Raw genomic sequence first — 15,487 nt, 5'->3', positions numbered from 1 at the left:
TCTTGCCAGTGGGATGCGCTAACATGGCGCTCCCCATTTTTGTTGGCTGCCACCATGCACTGTCCCTTCTGCGGTGCCAACGACACTAAAGTCATCGACTCGCGTCTGGTTGCCGAGGGCGACCAGGTGCGCCGCCGGCGTGAATGCCTGGCCTGTGGTGAACGTTTCACCACCTTTGAAACAGCTGAGTTGGTATTACCCCGCCTTATCAAGCAGGACGGCAGCCGCCAGCCGTTCGATGAAGAAAAGCTGCGCGCCGGCATGCAGCGTGCGCTGGAAAAGCGCCCGGTGAGTGTCGAGCGTCTTGAAGCCGCGCTGGCCCGGATCAAGCACAAGCTGCGCGCCACTGGCGAACGCGAAGTCAAATCGCTGGTTGTTGGTGAACTGGTCATGGGCGAGCTGCAAAAGCTCGACGAAGTGGCCTATATCCGCTTTGCCTCGGTCTATCGACGTTTCCAGGACTTGAACGAGTTCCGCGAAGAGATCGACCGTCTTGCCCGTGAGCCTTCCAAAGAATGATCCAGTCCACAGAACAATCGATTTTAGACACCCATTACATGGCGCGGGCCATCGAGCTGGCGCGCAACGGGCTGTACACCACCCACCCCAACCCCCGTGTCGGTTGCGTCATCGTACGTGACGGGCAGATCGTCGGCGAAGGCTGGCATGTGCGCACCGGCGAGCCCCATGCCGAAGTCCACGCCTTGCGCGCTGCGGGCGAGCTGGCGCGGGGCGCCACGGCCTATGTCACCCTTGAGCCGTGCAGCCATCATGGGCACACCCCACCGTGCGCCGAAGGGCTGATTAGCGCAGGTGTGGCGCGTGTGGTTGCAGCCATGCAGGACCCCAACCCGGAAGTTGCCGGGCGTGGCCTCAAGCGTTTGGCCGATGCCGGTATTGAAGTGCGCAGTGGTGTGCTGGAAGCCGATGCCCGGGCGTTGAACCCTGGTTTTCTCAAGCGCATGGAGCACGGCCTGCCGTTTGTACGGGTCAAAATGGCCATGAGCCTTGATGGCCGCACCGCGATGGCCAACGGCGAAAGCCAGTGGATCACCGGGCCAGAAGCGCGCTCGGCGGTGCAGCGCTTGCGGGCCCAGGCCAGTGTGGTGCTGACGGGTGCGGATACCGTGCTGGCCGATGGCGCCCGCCTGACCGTGCGCGGCCCTGAACTGGGCCTGAGCCCCGAGCTGACCGCGCTGGCGCTCAGTCGTCCGCCGTTGCGGGTGTTGATCGACGGGCGTTTGCGGGTGCCGCTGGATGCACCGTTCTTCAAGGCCGGGCCAGCGCTGGTTGCCACCTGCGTGCCGCCTGCCGAGCAATACCGTACCGGGCCCGAGTGCCTGGTGATCCACGGCGCCAATGGCCAGGTCGACCTGCGCAAGTTGTTGCAGGCGCTGGCCGCCCGCGGCGTCAACGAAGTGCTGGTGGAGGCCGGGCCGCGTCTGGCGGGGGCTTTTGCCGAGCAGGGGTTGGTGGATGAATACCAGATATTTGTCGCGGCCAAGTTTTTGGGCTCTACGGCGCGGCCATTACTGGAGCTGCCGCTGACCCATATGAGCGAAGCGCCATTGCTCAAAATTACCGACATGCGCGCGGTAGGCGATGACTGGCGAGTCACTGCCATACCTGTGCCGTCAGCGAGCGTATAATTCTCAGCCTTCGTGTTACGCAGGCTTTGTTCTCAAGGGGAACGCCATGTTTACCGGCATCATTGAATCCATCGGCAGCATCCGTGCATTGACCCCCAAGGGCGGTGATGTGCGAGTTTCCATCGACACCGGCAAGCTCGACCTGAGCGACGTCAAACTCGGCGACAGTATCGCCATCAATGGCGTGTGCCTGACCGCCGTTGAGCTGTCGGGCAACGGCTTTGCCGCTGACGTCAGCCGCGAGACCCTCGATTGCACCGCGTTCAACGACTTGAAAAGCGGCAGCCGGGTCAACCTGGAAAAGGCCCTGACCCCGACCACGCGCCTGGGCGGTCATCTGGTCAGCGGCCACGTTGATGGCGTGGGCGAGGTGATCTCCCGTGAGGAGAACGCCCGTGCCATCGAGTTCCGCATCCGTGCACCCAAAGAACTGGCCAAGTACATTGCCCATAAAGGCTCGATCACGGTCGACGGCACCAGCCTGACGGTGAACGCGGTCAATGGCGCCGAGTTCTCGCTGACCATCATTCCGCACACCCTGAGCGAAACCATCATGGGTGACTACCGTCCGGGTCGCCGGGTCAACCTCGAGGTCGATTTGCTGGCGCGCTACCTTGAGCGTCTGCTGCTGGGTGACAAAGCTGCCGAGCCGACCTCGGGTGGCATCAGCGAAAGTTTTCTGGCCGCCAACGGCTTTCTCAAATCCTGACGTAAGGGGGTGCCGCGTGGCGCTCAACAGCATCGAAGAACTGGTTGAAGATATCCGCCAAGGCAAGATGGTCATCCTTATGGATGACGAAGACCGCGAGAACGAAGGCGACCTGATCATGGCCGCCGAGTGTTGTCAGGCCGAGCACATCAACTTTATGGCGCGCTTTGCCCGTGGCCTGATCTGCATGCCGATGAGCCGCGAGCGTTGCGAACTGCTCAAGCTGCCGTTGATGGCACCGCGCAACGGTTCCGGTTTTGGCACCAAGTTCACGGTCTCGATCGAAGCGGCCACCGGCGTCACTACCGGCATTTCGGCGGCTGATCGTGCCCGCACGGTACAAGCCGCTGCTGCAAAAGACGCCAAAGCCGAAGACATCGTCAGCCCGGGCCATATCTTCCCGTTGATGGCTCAAGCCGGTGGCACCCTGGCCCGCGCCGGCCACACTGAAGCCGCCTGTGATCTGGCGCGCATGGCCGGGTTCGAGCCAAGCGGAGTGATCTGCGAAGTGATGAACGACGATGGCACCATGGCCCGTCGCCCTGAACTGGAAGCTTTCGCGGCCGAGCACGGTATCAAGATCGGCACCATTGCCGACCTGATCCACTACCGCATGATTCACGAACGTACCGTTCAGCGGATTGCCGAGCAGCCACTGGACAGCGAACTGGGCCAATTCAATTTGGTGACCTATCGTGATTCAGTCGAAGGCGATGTGCATATGGCACTGACCCTGGGCAAGATCTGCGCCGAAGAACCGACCCTGGTGCGCGTGCATAACATGGACCCGCTGCGCGACCTGCTGATGGTCAAGCAGCCCGGCCGCTGGAGCCTACGCGCCGCCATGAGCGCGGTGGCTGAGGCCGGCAGCGGTGTGGTGCTGTTGCTCGGTCACCCCCTGGATGGCGATGTATTGCTGGCCAATATCCGCGAAACGGCTGACCACGCGCCGGTGAAAAAACCGACCACCTACAGCATCGTCGGTGCCGGTTCGCAGATCCTGCGTGACCTCGGTGTACGCAAAATGCGCCTGATGAGTTCACCAATGAAGTTCAATGCCATATCCGGTTTCGATCTGGAAGTTGTAGAATACGTGCCCTCCGAATAAAGACCGGTCGTGTCCAGTCCGAATTCGTGGCCCAATATCCTAAAGAGCGCATGCAAATGCGCTCTGGCTCTTTAATACGAGACATACCGAATGACCCTGAAGACCATCGAAGGTACCTTCATCGCCCCCAAAGGTCGCTACGCACTCGTAGTTGGCCGTTTCAACAGCTTCGTCGTCGAAAGCCTGGTGAGTGGTGCCGTTGATGCCCTGGTTCGCCACGGTGTGAACGAAAACGACATCACCATCATCCGCGCACCTGGCGCGTTTGAAATCCCGCTGGTCGCGCAAAAAGTTGCCCAGCGCAACGAATTCGCCGCCATCATCGCCCTGGGCGCCGTGATTCGTGGCGGTACTCCGCATTTCGAATACGTTGCTGGCGAGTGCACCAAGGGCTTGTCCCAAGTGTCCATGCAGTTCGGCGTACCGGTTGCCTTCGGCGTGCTGACCGTTGATTCGATTGAACAAGCCATCGAGCGCTCGGGCACCAAAGCTGGCAACAAAGGCGCAGAAGCAGCCTTGTCCGCCCTTGAAATGGTTAGCCTGTTGGCACAGTTGGAGGCCAAGTGATTTCCGACGAAAGCGATCGTTTCAACCCGCGCGACCCGAAACCTGCGGACGCTGGCAAGCCTTCCAAGAGCGCCAAGCGCCGTGAAGCGCGTCAACTCGCAACTCAGGCCCTGTACCAATGGCACATGGCCAAGCAGTCGCTGAACGAAATCGAAGCGCAATTCCGCGTCGATAACGACTTCTCCGACGTTGATGCTGCCTACTTCCGTGAAATCCTGCACGGCGTGCCTGCGCACAAAGGCGAGATCGATGCTGCCCTGGTTCCGTGCCTGGACATCACCATCGAAGAACTCGATCCGGTTGAGCTGTCTGTTCTGCGCCTGTCCACCTGGGAGCTGATCAAGCGTGTCGACGTGCCTTACCGCGTTGTGATCAACGAAGGCATCGAGCTGGCGAAAGTGTTCGGCTCCACCGACGGCCACAAGTTCGTCAACGGTGTGCTCGACAAACTGGCGCCACGCCTGCGTGAAGCTGAAGTAAAGGCTTACAAGCGCTAAACCGCGCTGTCGGCCATGGGCGAGTTTGAGCTGATCCGCAACTTCTTCGCTGCCGCGCCCTGTGCGCAGGGCGGCGAGGGTGTTGCCCTGGGTATTGGCGACGACTGCGCCCTGCTGGATGTTCCCTTCGGGGAACAGCTGGCGATTTCCACCGACACCCTGGTAGCCGGGGTGCACTTCGCAGATCCCTGCGACCCTTTCCTGCTCGGTCAGCGTTCGCTGGCAGTGGCGGCCAGTGATTTGGCGGCCATGGGCGCAACTCCTGTCGCATTTACCCTTGCCCTGACCCTGCCGACGTTTGACGCCGAGTGGCTGCAAACCTATGCCCGTGGTTTGAACCTGATGGCCCAGACCTGTGGCCTGCGCCTTATCGGTGGCGACACCACGCGCGGGCCATTGTGTCTGACCCTTACAGTTTTCGGGCGAGTGCCCACGGGCCATGCCCTGACCCGCAGCGGCGCGCGCCCCGGTGACCTGCTGTGTGTGGGTGGCGAGCTGGGCAATGCGGCCGGGGCGTTGCCGTTGGTGCTGGGGCAGCGCACCGCGGTATCGATGATAGGCGAACCGTTGCTGGCCCATTACTGGTCGCCACAACCGCAGTTGGCGCTGGGCCAGGCCCTGCGTGGTAAAGCCACCTCGGCGCTGGATATTTCCGATGGCCTGCTGGCCGATTGCGGGCATATCGCGGCGGCGTCGAAGGTGGGGCTGGCGATTGAACTCGACCGGGTGCCGGTCTCGCTGGCGCTGGAAGAGTTCCTGGGCGAGGCGGGAGCGCAACAGGCAGCGTTGAGCGGCGGTGATGACTATGTACTGGCGTTTACCTTGCCTGAGGTTGAGGTGCCGACCCTGCTGGCCGATGGCTGGCCTATCCATGTGATTGGTCGCGTGGTTGAAGGGCAGGGCGTCACGCTGCTGGATGACGAAGGCCTGGACATTACTCCGGCAGTCCACGGCTATCAGCATTTTCGTGCGTGACCCTGTGGGAGCGGGCTTGCTCGCGATGGCAGCGCCACGTTCAGCCTGATACACCGCATCGCCTGTTTCGCGAGCAAGCCCGCTCCCACGGGGCCTGTGTAGCGTAAGTCATCAAACTTTTAGATATTTATCCTCGGTAATTCAGCCTAAGCGTCTGTAGGAACCTCCTGTTACAATGTCGCCTCTGCGAATTTCCAGTACTCAAACTGATCAGGAGCACACGGTGCCTGTCGTTTTCGTTGCCGCTTGCAAATTACCCACCCCCTTTGCCGAGTTCACTATGCATGGCTTCCTTGAGAAGGCCACGGGTCGTGAACACGTTGTGCTCAGTTTGGGCGACGTTACAGACGGTGCGCCGGTTCTGGGGCGTGTGCATTCCGAATGCCTGACCGGTGACGCCCTGTTCAGCCAGCGCTGCGACTGCGGCTCGCAGCTTGAAGCCGCCTTGCAGGCCATTGCCCGCGAAGGTCGTGGCGTATTGCTGTACCTGCGTCAGGAAGGCCGTGGCATCGGTTTGCTCAACAAAATCCGTGCCTACGAGTTGCAAGATGGCGGCGCCGATACCGTTGAAGCCAACGAGCGCCTCGGCTTTGCCGCCGACCAGCGCGATTACGCCATTTGCCTGCCGATGCTGGAGCACGTAGGCGTGCATTCGCTGCGCCTGATGACCAACAATCCGCGCAAGGTCAAAGCCCTGACTGACATGGGCATCACCGTGGCCGAGCGTGTGCCGCTGCACACCGGGCACAACCCGCACAACAAGCTGTACCTGGCGACCAAAGCCAACAAGCTAGGGCACATGATGGGTAACCAGCATCAGAGCGAGGCTGACCCGGCATGACCCGTGGCCAGCGTCGTCGGCGCCTGAGTTTCAGTTGGTGGCAACAGCTGCTGCTGACCCTGCTGCCTCTGGTGCTGGTCTGCTGGTTTTTCGGCAGCGCCGAGCCGTTGCTGCCTGAGCTGGCAATGCCGTTATTTATTGCGGGCGTGGCTTCGATGTTCGTCACCCTGCGCACGTTCGGGCCTTACAAACATGGCCTGATCAATCTGCAGAAAGCCCTCGACACCCCACAGGAACCTGCAGCCTGGGATGAGCTGGCGCGTGCACGTCAGCGGTCCCTGCTAGCGGCGGGGCTGCCCACCTGGATTGCCACGCTGGCGGTGTTTGTCGGGCTTGAAGGCGTACCGCTATTGCTGCTGGTACTGTCAACGCTGGTGCTGTTTTACCTCTATCGCGTCCCCCGCCAGGTAGGCTGATGCGCGTCTGGCTGGCAGCTCTGTTGCTGACTGTCAGCTTTTCTGCCCAGGCTGTCAGCCGCGTGGTGAGCCTGTCACCGTCCCTTTCTGAAATGGTTGTCGAACTCGGCGCCGCCGATTTGCTGGTGGGGCGTCTGGAAGCAGGGGAGCCGTTACCTGAGCTTGCCGACGTGCCTTCTGTGGGCCGCTACGGGCAACTGGACATGGAGCGTCTGCTCAGCCTGCAACCCGACCTGCTTTTGCTTTGGCCAGGCAGTGTGGGTGTTGCCCAGCGCGAGCAATTGCGTAACCTGAATATCCCCACCTTCACCGCCGAACCGGCAAGCCTCGATCAACTGGCCGATCAGGTTGAAGCCCTGGCCATCGCCCTGGGTCGCCCGCAGCGTGGAAGGGAGCTGGCAACGCAACTGCGCCAACGTCTGGCACAACTGCGTGAACAGTACCGGACTGACGTGCCTGTGCGGGTGTTTTATCAGGTGTGGGATCAGCCGCTGTACACCATCGGCGGCGGGCAAATCATCAGTGATGCGCTGGCAGTGTGCGGAGCAAGCAATGTGTTTGACCACCTCAAACTGCCGGCGCCGCAGGTTGGTATAGAGTCTGTGTTACAGCGTAATCCTGAGGTGATTATCGCCGGCACCCAGGCGCAGCTGGATGCCTGGAAAGCCTGGCCGCAGATCGATGCGGTCAAGCATGGGCGTTTGCTGCTATTGGCCGACAAGGGCCTGGAGCGTCCGAGCGGGCAGATGCTGGAAGCGACGGCCAGATTGTGTGAGCAATTACAGAGATAAAAATTATCTGTGGGAGCGGGCTTGCTCGCGATGCAGGTGATGCGCAGTGTCAGGTAAGTCGCGGTGATGCTATCGCGAGCCATCCCGCGCCCACAGGTTTAGAACGTCGGCGTCCAGGTAATTGCCAGCTGCAGCGAGCGCCGTTCTTCGCGGTAGCCATAGTAGTTGCCGTCATAGCTGTACAGCGCGCGGGTGAAGCTTTTGTCCAGCAGGTTATCGACCTTCAGGTCGAGCCGCACTTCTGAGCTGGCCTGCCAGTTGCCGCGTAATCCCAGCAAGCCATAACCGCCAACGGGCTGCTTGTTGTCTTCATCATTGAAGCTGCTGCTCACCGCTTGCCAGCTGGCGCCGACACCTACCTTGTCAAATTGCCGATCCAGATCCAGGCTCAAGGTACGGCGTGCGCGTCGGCTCAGGGTATGGCCGGTATCACGATCGCGCGGGTCAATAATCGCGATACCCAGGCTGCTCTGCCAGCCGAACCATTCTTGCTGCAACGCGCTTTCGAAACCGGTGATCCGTGCTGCGCCGATGTTCTGCTGAATAAAGTCGGCATCGGCCACAATCGCGTCGCGAATATCGGTGCGATACAGCGAGGTTTCCAGGCGACTGGTCTCACTTAGCTGACTGCGCCATTGCAGCTCGTAGCTTTTTGAGTATTCCGGCTTGAGATCGGGATTGCCGAACTGCGGGTAGTACAAGTCATTGAACGTCGGTGCGCGAAACCCTTCACTGTAAGTCAGCATAACGTCGTTGTCGGCGTTCAGCGGCACCGTCAGGCTGGCGCTCCAGGTGTTGTGGCTGCCAAATTGCTGGTTCTGGTCGTGACGCAGGCCCAGCTCGGTCGAGAAGTACTCGCCGTGGAAGCGGTGCTGAACAAACGCGGCGCGGTTCCAGCGGCTGTCTTCCTCGAAAACGGTGCTGCTGCGTACCCGGTCTTGATAGGCGTCGGCGCCGAGGATCAGGCTGTTTTGATCGTCCAGCGTCAGGTTGTTCTGCCAGTTCAGCGAGTCGCGATAGGTGTTGAAGCTGTAGATCTCGGCGCTGAGTTTGTCCCGGGTTTTTTCACGGTTTTCGCTGTGGCCCAGCTCCAGGCGCGAGTTCCAGCGTTCGTTCAGTTGCGCGTCGATAAAACTGCCGACGCTGCTGATATCAAAATCGCTGTAGAGCTGTTGGCCACTGACAGTCTGGGTCTGCGGGTCCCAGCGCCCGAACGAATTGTCGAGTTCGGTCTTGCCGACGTTTTTCATGGCCGTCAGGCCAATTTCAAGCTCTTGGTTCAGGTAGTGGCTCAGGTTCAGGCTCAGTGACTTGTTGCGATAGGCGTCGTGGTCGCTGTCGCTGGGGAAGGATTCGTGGGTGCGGTTGATCCCGGCGGTTTGTTCCAGGCTGCCACTGAGGTTGTAGCGCGTTTGCCCGTCGCCACCGGAGATGCCCAGGCTGTTTTGCGAGCTGCCATAACTGCCCACTGCACTATGCAGGCGAAGCTGCGGGGCTTGATCGGCACCGCGTCGGGTGAAAATCTGGATCACACCGCCAATCGCATCGCTGCCGTAGATCACCGAGCGCGAGCCGCGCAGCACTTCAACCCGCTCGATCTGATCGATATTGAGGTACTGCAGATTGCTGTCGGCCGAAGTGGCATTGGCCATGCGCTGGCCGTCGACCAGCACCAGGCTTTGCGCCGACTTGGTGCCGCGAATGTAAATCCCCGGCAAACCGCCGCGTCCACCGCTGCGGGCCACTTGTACACCGGGTACCCGGCCGAGCAAGTCGGTCAGGCTGGTGGGTTGCAGGCGGTCGATATCGTCACGGGTGAACACGCTGTTGGCGCTTGTGCTGTCCGAGCGAGCCTCGACCTGGCGATTGCCGGTGATCAGGGTCTGCGGGAGTTTGAGCGCATCTTCGCGCTCCAGCGGCTCTGCAAGCAAAGGGCAGGCGGGGATAAAACCGAGGATCAGGGCAAGACGAAGGTGTTTCATGGTGTCTCAACAGGGTGTTGGGCGGATCGTAGCAGCTGCCGTAGGAACTAGGCTGCGTCCGGTGGCGTAGCCACCGTAAACCATGCCTCGCGGTGTATCAGTATCACCGAGGGGGGCGGATTTACGATCGCTTCGCAATCGAACGCAGCCTGCGGCAGTTGCTACGAAATCGCGCAGACCAAGTGGCTCAGAGCCCCAGGAGTTCCATGCGCTGACGCACCGAGGCTTCGATACCTGCCGCATCCAGGCCGCATTCGGCCAGCATCTGGCTAGGTTTGGCATGTTCGACGTAAATATCCGGCAAGCCCAGGTGCAGCACAGACTTGAGCACGTTTTCACGGGCCAGGAACTCGCTGACGCCGGCGCCTGCGCCGCCCATGACAGCGTTCTCTTCGATGGTCACCAGCAGCTCATGGCTGGCAGCCATTTCGCGAACCAGCTCTTCATCCATCGGCTTGACGAAGCGCATGTCGACCACGGTGGCGTCGATTTTTTCTGCCACTTGCAGGGCTTCTGCCAGTTGCACGCCGAATACCAGCATGGCGACTTTCGAACCCTGGCGACGAATCACGCCCTTGCCGATTTCCAGCGGCTCGAGGTTTTTTTCGATCACTGCGTTCGGGCCTGTGCCGCGAGGGTAACGCACTGCCGCCGGGCCGTTGTACAGGTGGCCGGTGGTGAGCATTTTGCGCAGTTCGTTCTCATCGCTCGGGGTCATGATAAGCATGCCCGGGATGCAGCGCAGGAACGACAGATCGAAGCTGCCTGCGTGGGTCGGGCCGTCTTCGCCCACCAGGCCGGCACGGTCGATGGCGAACAGCACGTCAAGATTCTGCACCGCGACGTCATGCACCAGCTGGTCGTAACCGCGCTGCAGGAACGTCGAGTAAATTGCCACTACCGGCTTGGAGCCTTCGCAGGCCATGCCGGCAGCAAAGGTCACGGCATGTTGCTCTGCAATCGCCACGTCGAAATAGCGCTTTGGATACCGCTCGCTGAACGCAATCAGATCCGAGCCTTCTTTCATGGCCGGGGTGATGCCCACCAGGCGCTCATCGGCAGCGGCCATGTCGCACAGCCACTCGCCAAACACGGCGGAGTACTTGGGCCCGCTGGGTGCCTTCGGTGCAGCTTTCGGAGCATTGAGCGGTTCGAGCTTGGTGATGGCGTGATAGCCGATCGGGTCCGCTTCGGCCGGAGCGAAGCCCTTGCCTTTTTTGGTGACGATATGCAGAAACTGCGGCCCTTTGAGGTCGCGCATATTGCGCAGCGTCGCGATCAAGGTCGGCAGGTCGTGGCCATCGATCGGGCCGATATAGTTCCAGCCCAACTCTTCGAACAGGGTGCCGGGTACCAGCATGCCCTTGGCATATTCTTCTGTGCGCCGCGCAATTTCCCACGCACCAGGCAGACGCGAGAGCACCTTTTTGCTGCCTTCGCGCATGCTTGCATAGGTGCGGCTCGACAGGATCTTGGCCAGGTAGTTGGACAAACCACCAACATTGCGCGAGATCGACATGTCGTTGTCGTTGAGGATCACCAGCATGTTGGCGTCGACTTCGGGGGCGTGGTTCAACGCCTCAAACGCCATGCCCGCAGTCAATGCGCCGTCACCGATCACGGCAATCGCCTTGCGTTCGCTTTTTTGCAGGCGGGCGGCAATGGCCATGCCCAGCGCTGCGCTGATCGAGGTGCTGGAGTGGCCGACACCAAAGGTGTCGTACTCGCTCTCGGCACGACGCGGGAAAGCGGCAATGCCGTCTTTCTGACGTAACGTTGCCATCTGCTCGCGACGGCCCGTGAGGATTTTATGCGGATACGCCTGATGGCCCACGTCCCACACCAGCCGGTCGTCCGGGGTGTCGAACACGTAGTGCAACGCGATGGTCAGCTCAATGACACCCAGGCCGGCACCGAAATGCCCGCCCGTCTGGCCGACGGTATAGAGCAATTCCAGGCGCAACTCATCGGCCAGGGTTTCCAGCTCGGCTTCTGCCAGGCGGCGCAGGCCCGCAGGCGTGCCTGCCCGGTCAAGCAGGGGCGTAGTCGGACGGTTGCGGGGAATCTCTTGAAACGTCGTTGGCATCAGGCGAATCGTTATAGGTATAAGAAGAGGCGGCAGTTTACCTTATGGAACGTAAGCTGCCCACGCAGTCTGGCATTCGTTCGTAAGACCTTGGCATTAGAGCTGTCAGAAAACGTTACTGAGCAGCGCCCTTTAGTGGCGTCGCTCAACGATATAACGTGCCAGTTCACGCAGCGGTTCGGCGGCTGCATCAAAATGTCGCAGGGCGTTGAGCGCCTGGTCGCGCAGCTCAAGCGCATAGCCTTTGGCCTGCTCCAGCCCCATCAGGGCGGGGTAGGTCGGTTTGTCCCGTGCTATGTCGGCCCCCTGGCGTTTACCCAGAGTTGCGGTATCGCTTTCAACATCCAGAATGTCGTCCTGAACCTGAAACGCCAGGCCAATGGCCCGTGCATAAAGGCTCAGTGCGTGCAGGTTGTCTTCGTTTGCATGACCGCTGGCCAGGGCGCCCAGTTGCACGCTGGCTTCGATCAGGGCGCCGGTCTTGTGCCGGTGCATGTATTCCAGCGCGGCCTGGTCGAGCTTGAGCCCCACCGAACCGAGGTCGATCGCTTGCCCGCCGACCATGCCCGCCGGGCCTGCAGCAAAAGCCAGGGCCGTGACCATGCGCAAACGGGTGTCGGCGTCCAGGTTGCTCAGGCGCGGGTCGAGCAAAGCGCTGAACGCCAGGCTTTGCAGGCCGTCGCCCGCCAGAATGGCGCAGGCTTCGTCGAACGCTTTGTGGGTGGTTGGCTGGCCGCGACGCAGATCGTCATCGTCCATTGCGGGCAAGTCGTCGTGCACCAGCGAATAGGCGTGGATCAATTCCACGGCACAGGCCGCGCCATTGGCTTGCTCAGGTGTACTGCCGAGGGCTTCGCAGGCGGCATAGGCCAGCAGCGGGCGAACCCGTTTGCCGCCATTCATGACGCTGTAGCGCATGGCCTCATAAAGACGGGCCAGCTCGGGAGCCGGAGCGACAAACAGGCTTTCAAGCGCCGCATTGACACGGGCCTGGCTGCTGATCTGGTAAGCATCAATCATTCGGACTGTTCCGCATCAAAAGGCTCTTGTGCCAGCTCACCGTCACGCTCAAGCAGGATCTGTACTTTCTGCTCGGCCTGGGCCAGTGCGCCCTGGCAATCACGGGTCAGGCGGATGCCTTGTTCGAAGGCGGTCAGGGAATCTTCCAGCGACAGCTCGCCATTTTCCAGACGCTCGACCAGTGTTTGCAGGTCAGCGAGTGACTGTTCGAAATCCGGGGAAGCTTTTTTGCGGGCCATGGCGGCATTCTCGGTAGGCGTTAAAACCGGCTGACACTAGCAGACGGCGGGTTTTGGGGCAAATCGACAGGGCGCCCATGTATCCAGGTGAGGGGGTTTTCACTTGTCGCTACTAAACGAGTGGGTGGCAGCCGTACGCAGGTTAGTCGACCGGTGCATCCGGAACCCGGCGCGCCACAAGGGCGCCCTGCGCACGGCCACCATAAAACACAGGCCGTAAAAAGCACCTTGCGGAAGTGTTGCCTTGCGCCGGATTACAGATCGGGCGACTAAACCCGACCGCTGATTTTGCAGCGATGGCCCGAGACTATTTCCCGAGTTTGGCAGGCGCAAGCGAACGGGATTTTTCTCGGAAGTTTCACGAGAATGAAAGCGAAGTGTCGTACGAAAAGACCGAATTTAAAGGCTTATGTTGTGTGCCCTGCCAGCGATTGGATCTGTGCACTGCAGATGTTTCGAGCACGCTGGCGTGGTCACGAGAGAAAAAGCCATGAGTGAAACTCCTGTTGGTTTGAGTGCGCAGCCCGAGGGCTACAGTGACTGGTTGAGCGATCTTAAAGGCCGCATTCATGGCGCCCAGCAGCGCGCCACGTTGGCGGTGAACCGCGAGCTGGTACTGCTGTACTGGCAAATCGGTCACGACATTTTGACCCGCCAGACACAGCAAGGTTGGGGCACGAAAGTGATTGAGCGTCTGGCGCTGGATCTGCGCGCAGCCTTCCCGCACATGAAAGGTTTCTCGCCACGCAACCTCAAATATATGCGTGCCTTTGCCCAGGCATGGCCTGATACGGCAATTGTGCAGCAGGCTGTTGCACAATTGCCTTGGGGGCACAATCTGGTGCTGCTGGACAAACTCCCCGGCCCAGAAACCCGCCGCTGGTATGCGGCCAAGGCCATCGAACACAACTGGTCGCGAAATACGCTGGTCATGCAGATCGAGGGTCGTTTACTGGAGCGCAGTGGCAAGGCCGTGAGCAATTTTGAAAACTTCTTGCCCAAACCCCAGTCCGATTTGGCCCGTGAATCGTTGAAAGATCCTTACCGTTTCGACTTTCTTGGCCTTGGCGCTGATGCGCATGAACGAGAGATAGAAACTGCTTTGGTCAGGCATGTCACCGACTTTTTGCTGGAGCTGGGCGCAGGTTTTGCCTTCGTCGGCAAACAAGTGCTTTTGAATGTGGGAGGTGACGAGTTTTTCATCGATCTGCTGTTCTACCACCTCAAGCTGCGCTGCTATGTAGTGGTTGAACTCAAGGCCGGTAAATTCAAACCGGAGCACCTTGGGCAGTTGGGTTTTTATCTGGCCGCCGTGGATGGGCAGGTCAAGGATCCTCAGGACAGCCCCACCATCGGCCTGTTGCTGTGCTCCAGCAAGAACAAGGTGGTGGCCGAGTACGCCTTGCGCGATAACACCCGGCCCATCGGCGTGGCCGAGTACCAGTTGGTAGAGTCACTGCCAGCAGAGTTGCAGACCAGTTTGCCCAGCATCGAACAGATCGAACGCGAACTGGCGGGTGATGGCGTCGCTATCGAGGAGTGTCGAGTGAACGAGGATTATTTCAGGCATTAAAAAGCCGGCTTGTGGCCGGCTTCTCGGGGGCGGGTTTGGCTTATTTTTGGTAAGCCGTACTCGCCTTCAATCGGGACATCCAGCGCGTTGTGGCTGGGTGTGGGGCGTAGCGGCTTTTTGCTGCCTGGCCCTGCATTCCGGCTCGCGTGCCGCGAGGGGGAGTGCACAAGTGCGACGAATCATACTGGGGTTTGAGTACTTTTCCCAGACCTAAGGTTATTCGTCCAGTTTGTAAGGCACTGGCGGGCGTCGCTGGCTAAGCGTGGACCACCAGAATACCCAGCCCAGTATCCGTATCTGCTGCGCATGGACTTCTGTTGCGTCAAAGACTTCGTCCGGATACTCCAGGCAGTTGTGGCTGCGGATGCGCAGGCCGTTGTTGGGCAGGCGGTAGAGGTATTTGATGCGCAGCATGCCATCCTGCTCGAGCGCGTAGATTTCACCGTCGACGATTTGGGTCAGGCTGCGGTCGATGGCGACTGTGGAACCATCCTGGATCCTGTGCGCCATGCTGTTGCCAATCATGGGTGCGCAAATGGCCTGGTCGGGGCTGACATCCAGGGCCTGCAGGGTCGAGCAACTGAGCCGCACGGTGCAATCAGGAATTTTCACCACATGGGTTTTGCCTGATCCGTCGGGGTGCAAGGTTTCGTTGTAGAAGGGCGCGTCAATATCGCAGGCATTAGCCGGTTTGGGCTGTCCGGTCTGGGCAGGCGATTTTTCATCGTTGCTGCTGACAAGGCCCGGATGCTTGACGCCCTCGCCGGTACGTAGCCAGCGGCTGTTGACGCACAGCAGTTCGGCGATTTCGTCCAGGCGAGCCATCGGAATGCCCCGTTTGAACCAGTTGTTGACGTGCTGCGGCGTAACGCGGCGATTGGCTGCGAAGTCCGAAGCGGTTAAATGGCACTCCCGCAGGAGGGCTTTCAGGCGATCACCGGATGTATTCATGAACACAGAGTCTACGGGCAAGCCAAGCCTGTTTAAATAAACTAAGCGTTCAAAAAAAAACGGTAAAACCAGAAAATTCCTAG

At 60.2% G+C, this 15,487-nt stretch carries 16 protein-coding genes; 11 read left to right on the top strand and 5 right to left on the bottom strand.

Annotated elements, in window-relative coordinates:
* Positions 1 to 54: 54 nt before the first annotated feature.
* The 10 genes from nrdR to FHL07_RS16415 all read left to right on the top strand — a co-directional run bounded on the left by nrdR (position 55) and on the right by FHL07_RS16415 (position 7,553).
* Positions 55 to 519 carry a transcriptional regulator NrdR gene (gene nrdR / locus FHL07_RS16465; RefSeq protein WP_029611200.1) on the top strand — a complete coding sequence of 155 codons (465 nt, stop codon included), beginning with the start codon at positions 55 to 57 and terminating at the stop codon, positions 517 to 519.
* On the top strand, positions 516 to 1,649 hold the full coding sequence (gene ribD, locus FHL07_RS16460; protein ID WP_165446500.1) for a bifunctional diaminohydroxyphosphoribosylaminopyrimidine deaminase/5-amino-6-(5-phosphoribosylamino)uracil reductase RibD: 1,134 nt from the start codon (positions 516 to 518) through the stop codon (positions 1,647 to 1,649). Before nrdR ends, ribD begins: the two co-directional genes overlap by 4 nt.
* Positions 1,650 to 1,695: 46 nt before the next feature.
* A complete protein-coding gene (locus FHL07_RS16455; protein ID WP_086795767.1) occupies positions 1,696 to 2,358 on the top strand; it encodes a riboflavin synthase in 663 nt (220 codons plus the stop codon).
* Between the two features lie 16 nt (positions 2,359 to 2,374).
* Positions 2,375 to 3,466: a bifunctional 3,4-dihydroxy-2-butanone-4-phosphate synthase/GTP cyclohydrolase II gene (gene ribBA / locus FHL07_RS16450; protein WP_094999467.1), complete on the top strand. Its 1,092-nt coding sequence runs from the start codon at positions 2,375 to 2,377 to the stop codon at positions 3,464 to 3,466.
* 90 nt (positions 3,467 to 3,556) lie between these two features.
* Positions 3,557 to 4,033 (top strand): 6,7-dimethyl-8-ribityllumazine synthase, encoded by a 477-nt coding sequence (gene ribH, locus FHL07_RS16445; RefSeq protein ID WP_138738705.1) that lies wholly within the window; start codon positions 3,557 to 3,559, stop codon positions 4,031 to 4,033.
* The gene (gene nusB / locus FHL07_RS16440) at positions 4,030 to 4,530 is read left to right on the top strand and encodes a transcription antitermination factor NusB (protein WP_095019065.1); all 501 of its coding nucleotides are present in this window, start codon (positions 4,030 to 4,032) and stop codon (positions 4,528 to 4,530) included. The genes ribH and nusB overlap by 4 nt, the downstream gene beginning before the upstream one ends.
* 15 nt (positions 4,531 to 4,545) lie before the next feature.
* Positions 4,546 to 5,505 (top strand): thiamine-phosphate kinase, encoded by a 960-nt coding sequence (thiL, locus tag FHL07_RS16435; protein WP_095020965.1) that lies wholly within the window; start codon positions 4,546 to 4,548, stop codon positions 5,503 to 5,505.
* Positions 5,506 to 5,728: 223 nt separating this feature from the next.
* Entirely contained in the window at positions 5,729 to 6,346 is a 618-nt protein-coding gene (gene ribA, locus FHL07_RS16425; protein WP_165446501.1) for a GTP cyclohydrolase II, read from the top strand.
* Positions 6,343 to 6,762, top strand: coding sequence for an MFS transporter (locus tag FHL07_RS16420; RefSeq protein ID WP_094999463.1), 420 nt, complete (start codon positions 6,343 to 6,345; stop codon positions 6,760 to 6,762). The genes ribA and FHL07_RS16420 overlap by 4 nt, the downstream gene beginning before the upstream one ends.
* The gene (locus FHL07_RS16415; protein WP_095023468.1) at positions 6,762 to 7,553 is read left to right on the top strand and encodes a cobalamin-binding protein; all 792 of its coding nucleotides are present in this window, start codon (positions 6,762 to 6,764) and stop codon (positions 7,551 to 7,553) included. Before FHL07_RS16420 ends, FHL07_RS16415 begins: the two co-directional genes overlap by 1 nt.
* A 98-nt stretch (positions 7,554 to 7,651) precedes the next feature.
* Here FHL07_RS16415 and FHL07_RS16405 read toward each other — a convergent pair whose 3' ends face one another.
* The 4 genes from FHL07_RS16405 to FHL07_RS16390 all read right to left on the bottom strand — a co-directional run bounded on the left by FHL07_RS16405 (position 7,652) and on the right by FHL07_RS16390 (position 12,880).
* A complete protein-coding gene (locus FHL07_RS16405; protein WP_095020963.1) occupies positions 7,652 to 9,535 on the bottom strand; it encodes a TonB-dependent receptor domain-containing protein in 1,884 nt (627 codons plus the stop codon).
* A 187-nt stretch (positions 9,536 to 9,722) separates the two neighbouring features.
* Positions 9,723 to 11,621 (bottom strand): 1-deoxy-D-xylulose-5-phosphate synthase, encoded by a 1,899-nt coding sequence (gene dxs, locus FHL07_RS16400; RefSeq protein WP_094999460.1) that lies wholly within the window; start codon positions 11,619 to 11,621, stop codon positions 9,723 to 9,725.
* A gap of 132 nt (positions 11,622 to 11,753) precedes the next feature.
* Positions 11,754 to 12,641, bottom strand: coding sequence for a (2E,6E)-farnesyl diphosphate synthase (ispA, locus tag FHL07_RS16395; protein WP_095019061.1), 888 nt, complete (start codon positions 12,639 to 12,641; stop codon positions 11,754 to 11,756).
* Positions 12,638 to 12,880: an exodeoxyribonuclease VII small subunit gene (locus FHL07_RS16390; RefSeq protein ID WP_019824297.1), complete on the bottom strand. Its 243-nt coding sequence runs from the start codon at positions 12,878 to 12,880 to the stop codon at positions 12,638 to 12,640. Before FHL07_RS16390 ends, ispA begins: the two co-directional genes overlap by 4 nt.
* Positions 12,881 to 13,370: 490 nt before the next feature.
* Between FHL07_RS16390 and FHL07_RS16385 the strand changes: the two genes are divergently transcribed.
* Positions 13,371 to 14,453 carry a PDDEXK nuclease domain-containing protein gene (locus tag FHL07_RS16385; RefSeq protein WP_095019060.1) on the top strand — a complete coding sequence of 361 codons (1,083 nt, stop codon included), beginning with the start codon at positions 13,371 to 13,373 and terminating at the stop codon, positions 14,451 to 14,453.
* A 216-nt stretch (positions 14,454 to 14,669) separates the two neighbouring features.
* Here FHL07_RS16385 and FHL07_RS16380 read toward each other — a convergent pair whose 3' ends face one another.
* A complete protein-coding gene (locus tag FHL07_RS16380; protein WP_095019059.1) occupies positions 14,670 to 15,404 on the bottom strand; it encodes a LexA family transcriptional regulator in 735 nt (244 codons plus the stop codon).
* Between the last annotated feature and the right edge of the window lie 83 nt (positions 15,405 to 15,487).

This window comes from Pseudomonas sp. FSL W7-0098, from assembly GCF_005930585.1.
GTDB lineage: Bacteria > Pseudomonadota > Gammaproteobacteria > Pseudomonadales > Pseudomonadaceae > Aquipseudomonas > Aquipseudomonas bubulae.
The sequence above is the reverse complement of the archived record's forward strand: the minus strand, read 5'-3'. Positions and strand labels throughout refer to the sequence as shown.

Coding starts and splice junctions, on each gene's coding strand:
- nrdR (WP_029611200.1), top strand. CDS start 55: ATGCACTGTCCCTTCTGCGGTGCCAACGACACTAAAGTCATCGACTCG.
- ribD (WP_165446500.1), top strand. CDS start 516: ATGATCCAGTCCACAGAACAATCGATTTTAGACACCCATTACATGGCG.
- FHL07_RS16455 (WP_086795767.1), top strand. CDS start 1,696: ATGTTTACCGGCATCATTGAATCCATCGGCAGCATCCGTGCATTGACC.
- ribH (WP_138738705.1), top strand. CDS start 3,557: ATGACCCTGAAGACCATCGAAGGTACCTTCATCGCCCCCAAAGGTCGC.
- thiL (WP_095020965.1), top strand. CDS start 4,546: ATGGGCGAGTTTGAGCTGATCCGCAACTTCTTCGCTGCCGCGCCCTGT.
- FHL07_RS16420 (WP_094999463.1), top strand. CDS start 6,343: ATGACCCGTGGCCAGCGTCGTCGGCGCCTGAGTTTCAGTTGGTGGCAA.
- FHL07_RS16415 (WP_095023468.1), top strand. CDS start 6,762: ATGCGCGTCTGGCTGGCAGCTCTGTTGCTGACTGTCAGCTTTTCTGCC.
- FHL07_RS16405 (WP_095020963.1), bottom strand. CDS start 9,535: ATGAAACACCTTCGTCTTGCCCTGATCCTCGGTTTTATCCCCGCCTGC.
- dxs (WP_094999460.1), bottom strand. CDS start 11,621: ATGCCAACGACGTTTCAAGAGATTCCCCGCAACCGTCCGACTACGCCC.
- ispA (WP_095019061.1), bottom strand. CDS start 12,641: ATGATTGATGCTTACCAGATCAGCAGCCAGGCCCGTGTCAATGCGGCG.
- FHL07_RS16390 (WP_019824297.1), bottom strand. CDS start 12,880: ATGGCCCGCAAAAAAGCTTCCCCGGATTTCGAACAGTCACTCGCTGAC.
- FHL07_RS16385 (WP_095019060.1), top strand. CDS start 13,371: ATGAGTGAAACTCCTGTTGGTTTGAGTGCGCAGCCCGAGGGCTACAGT.
- FHL07_RS16380 (WP_095019059.1), bottom strand. CDS start 15,404: ATGAATACATCCGGTGATCGCCTGAAAGCCCTCCTGCGGGAGTGCCAT.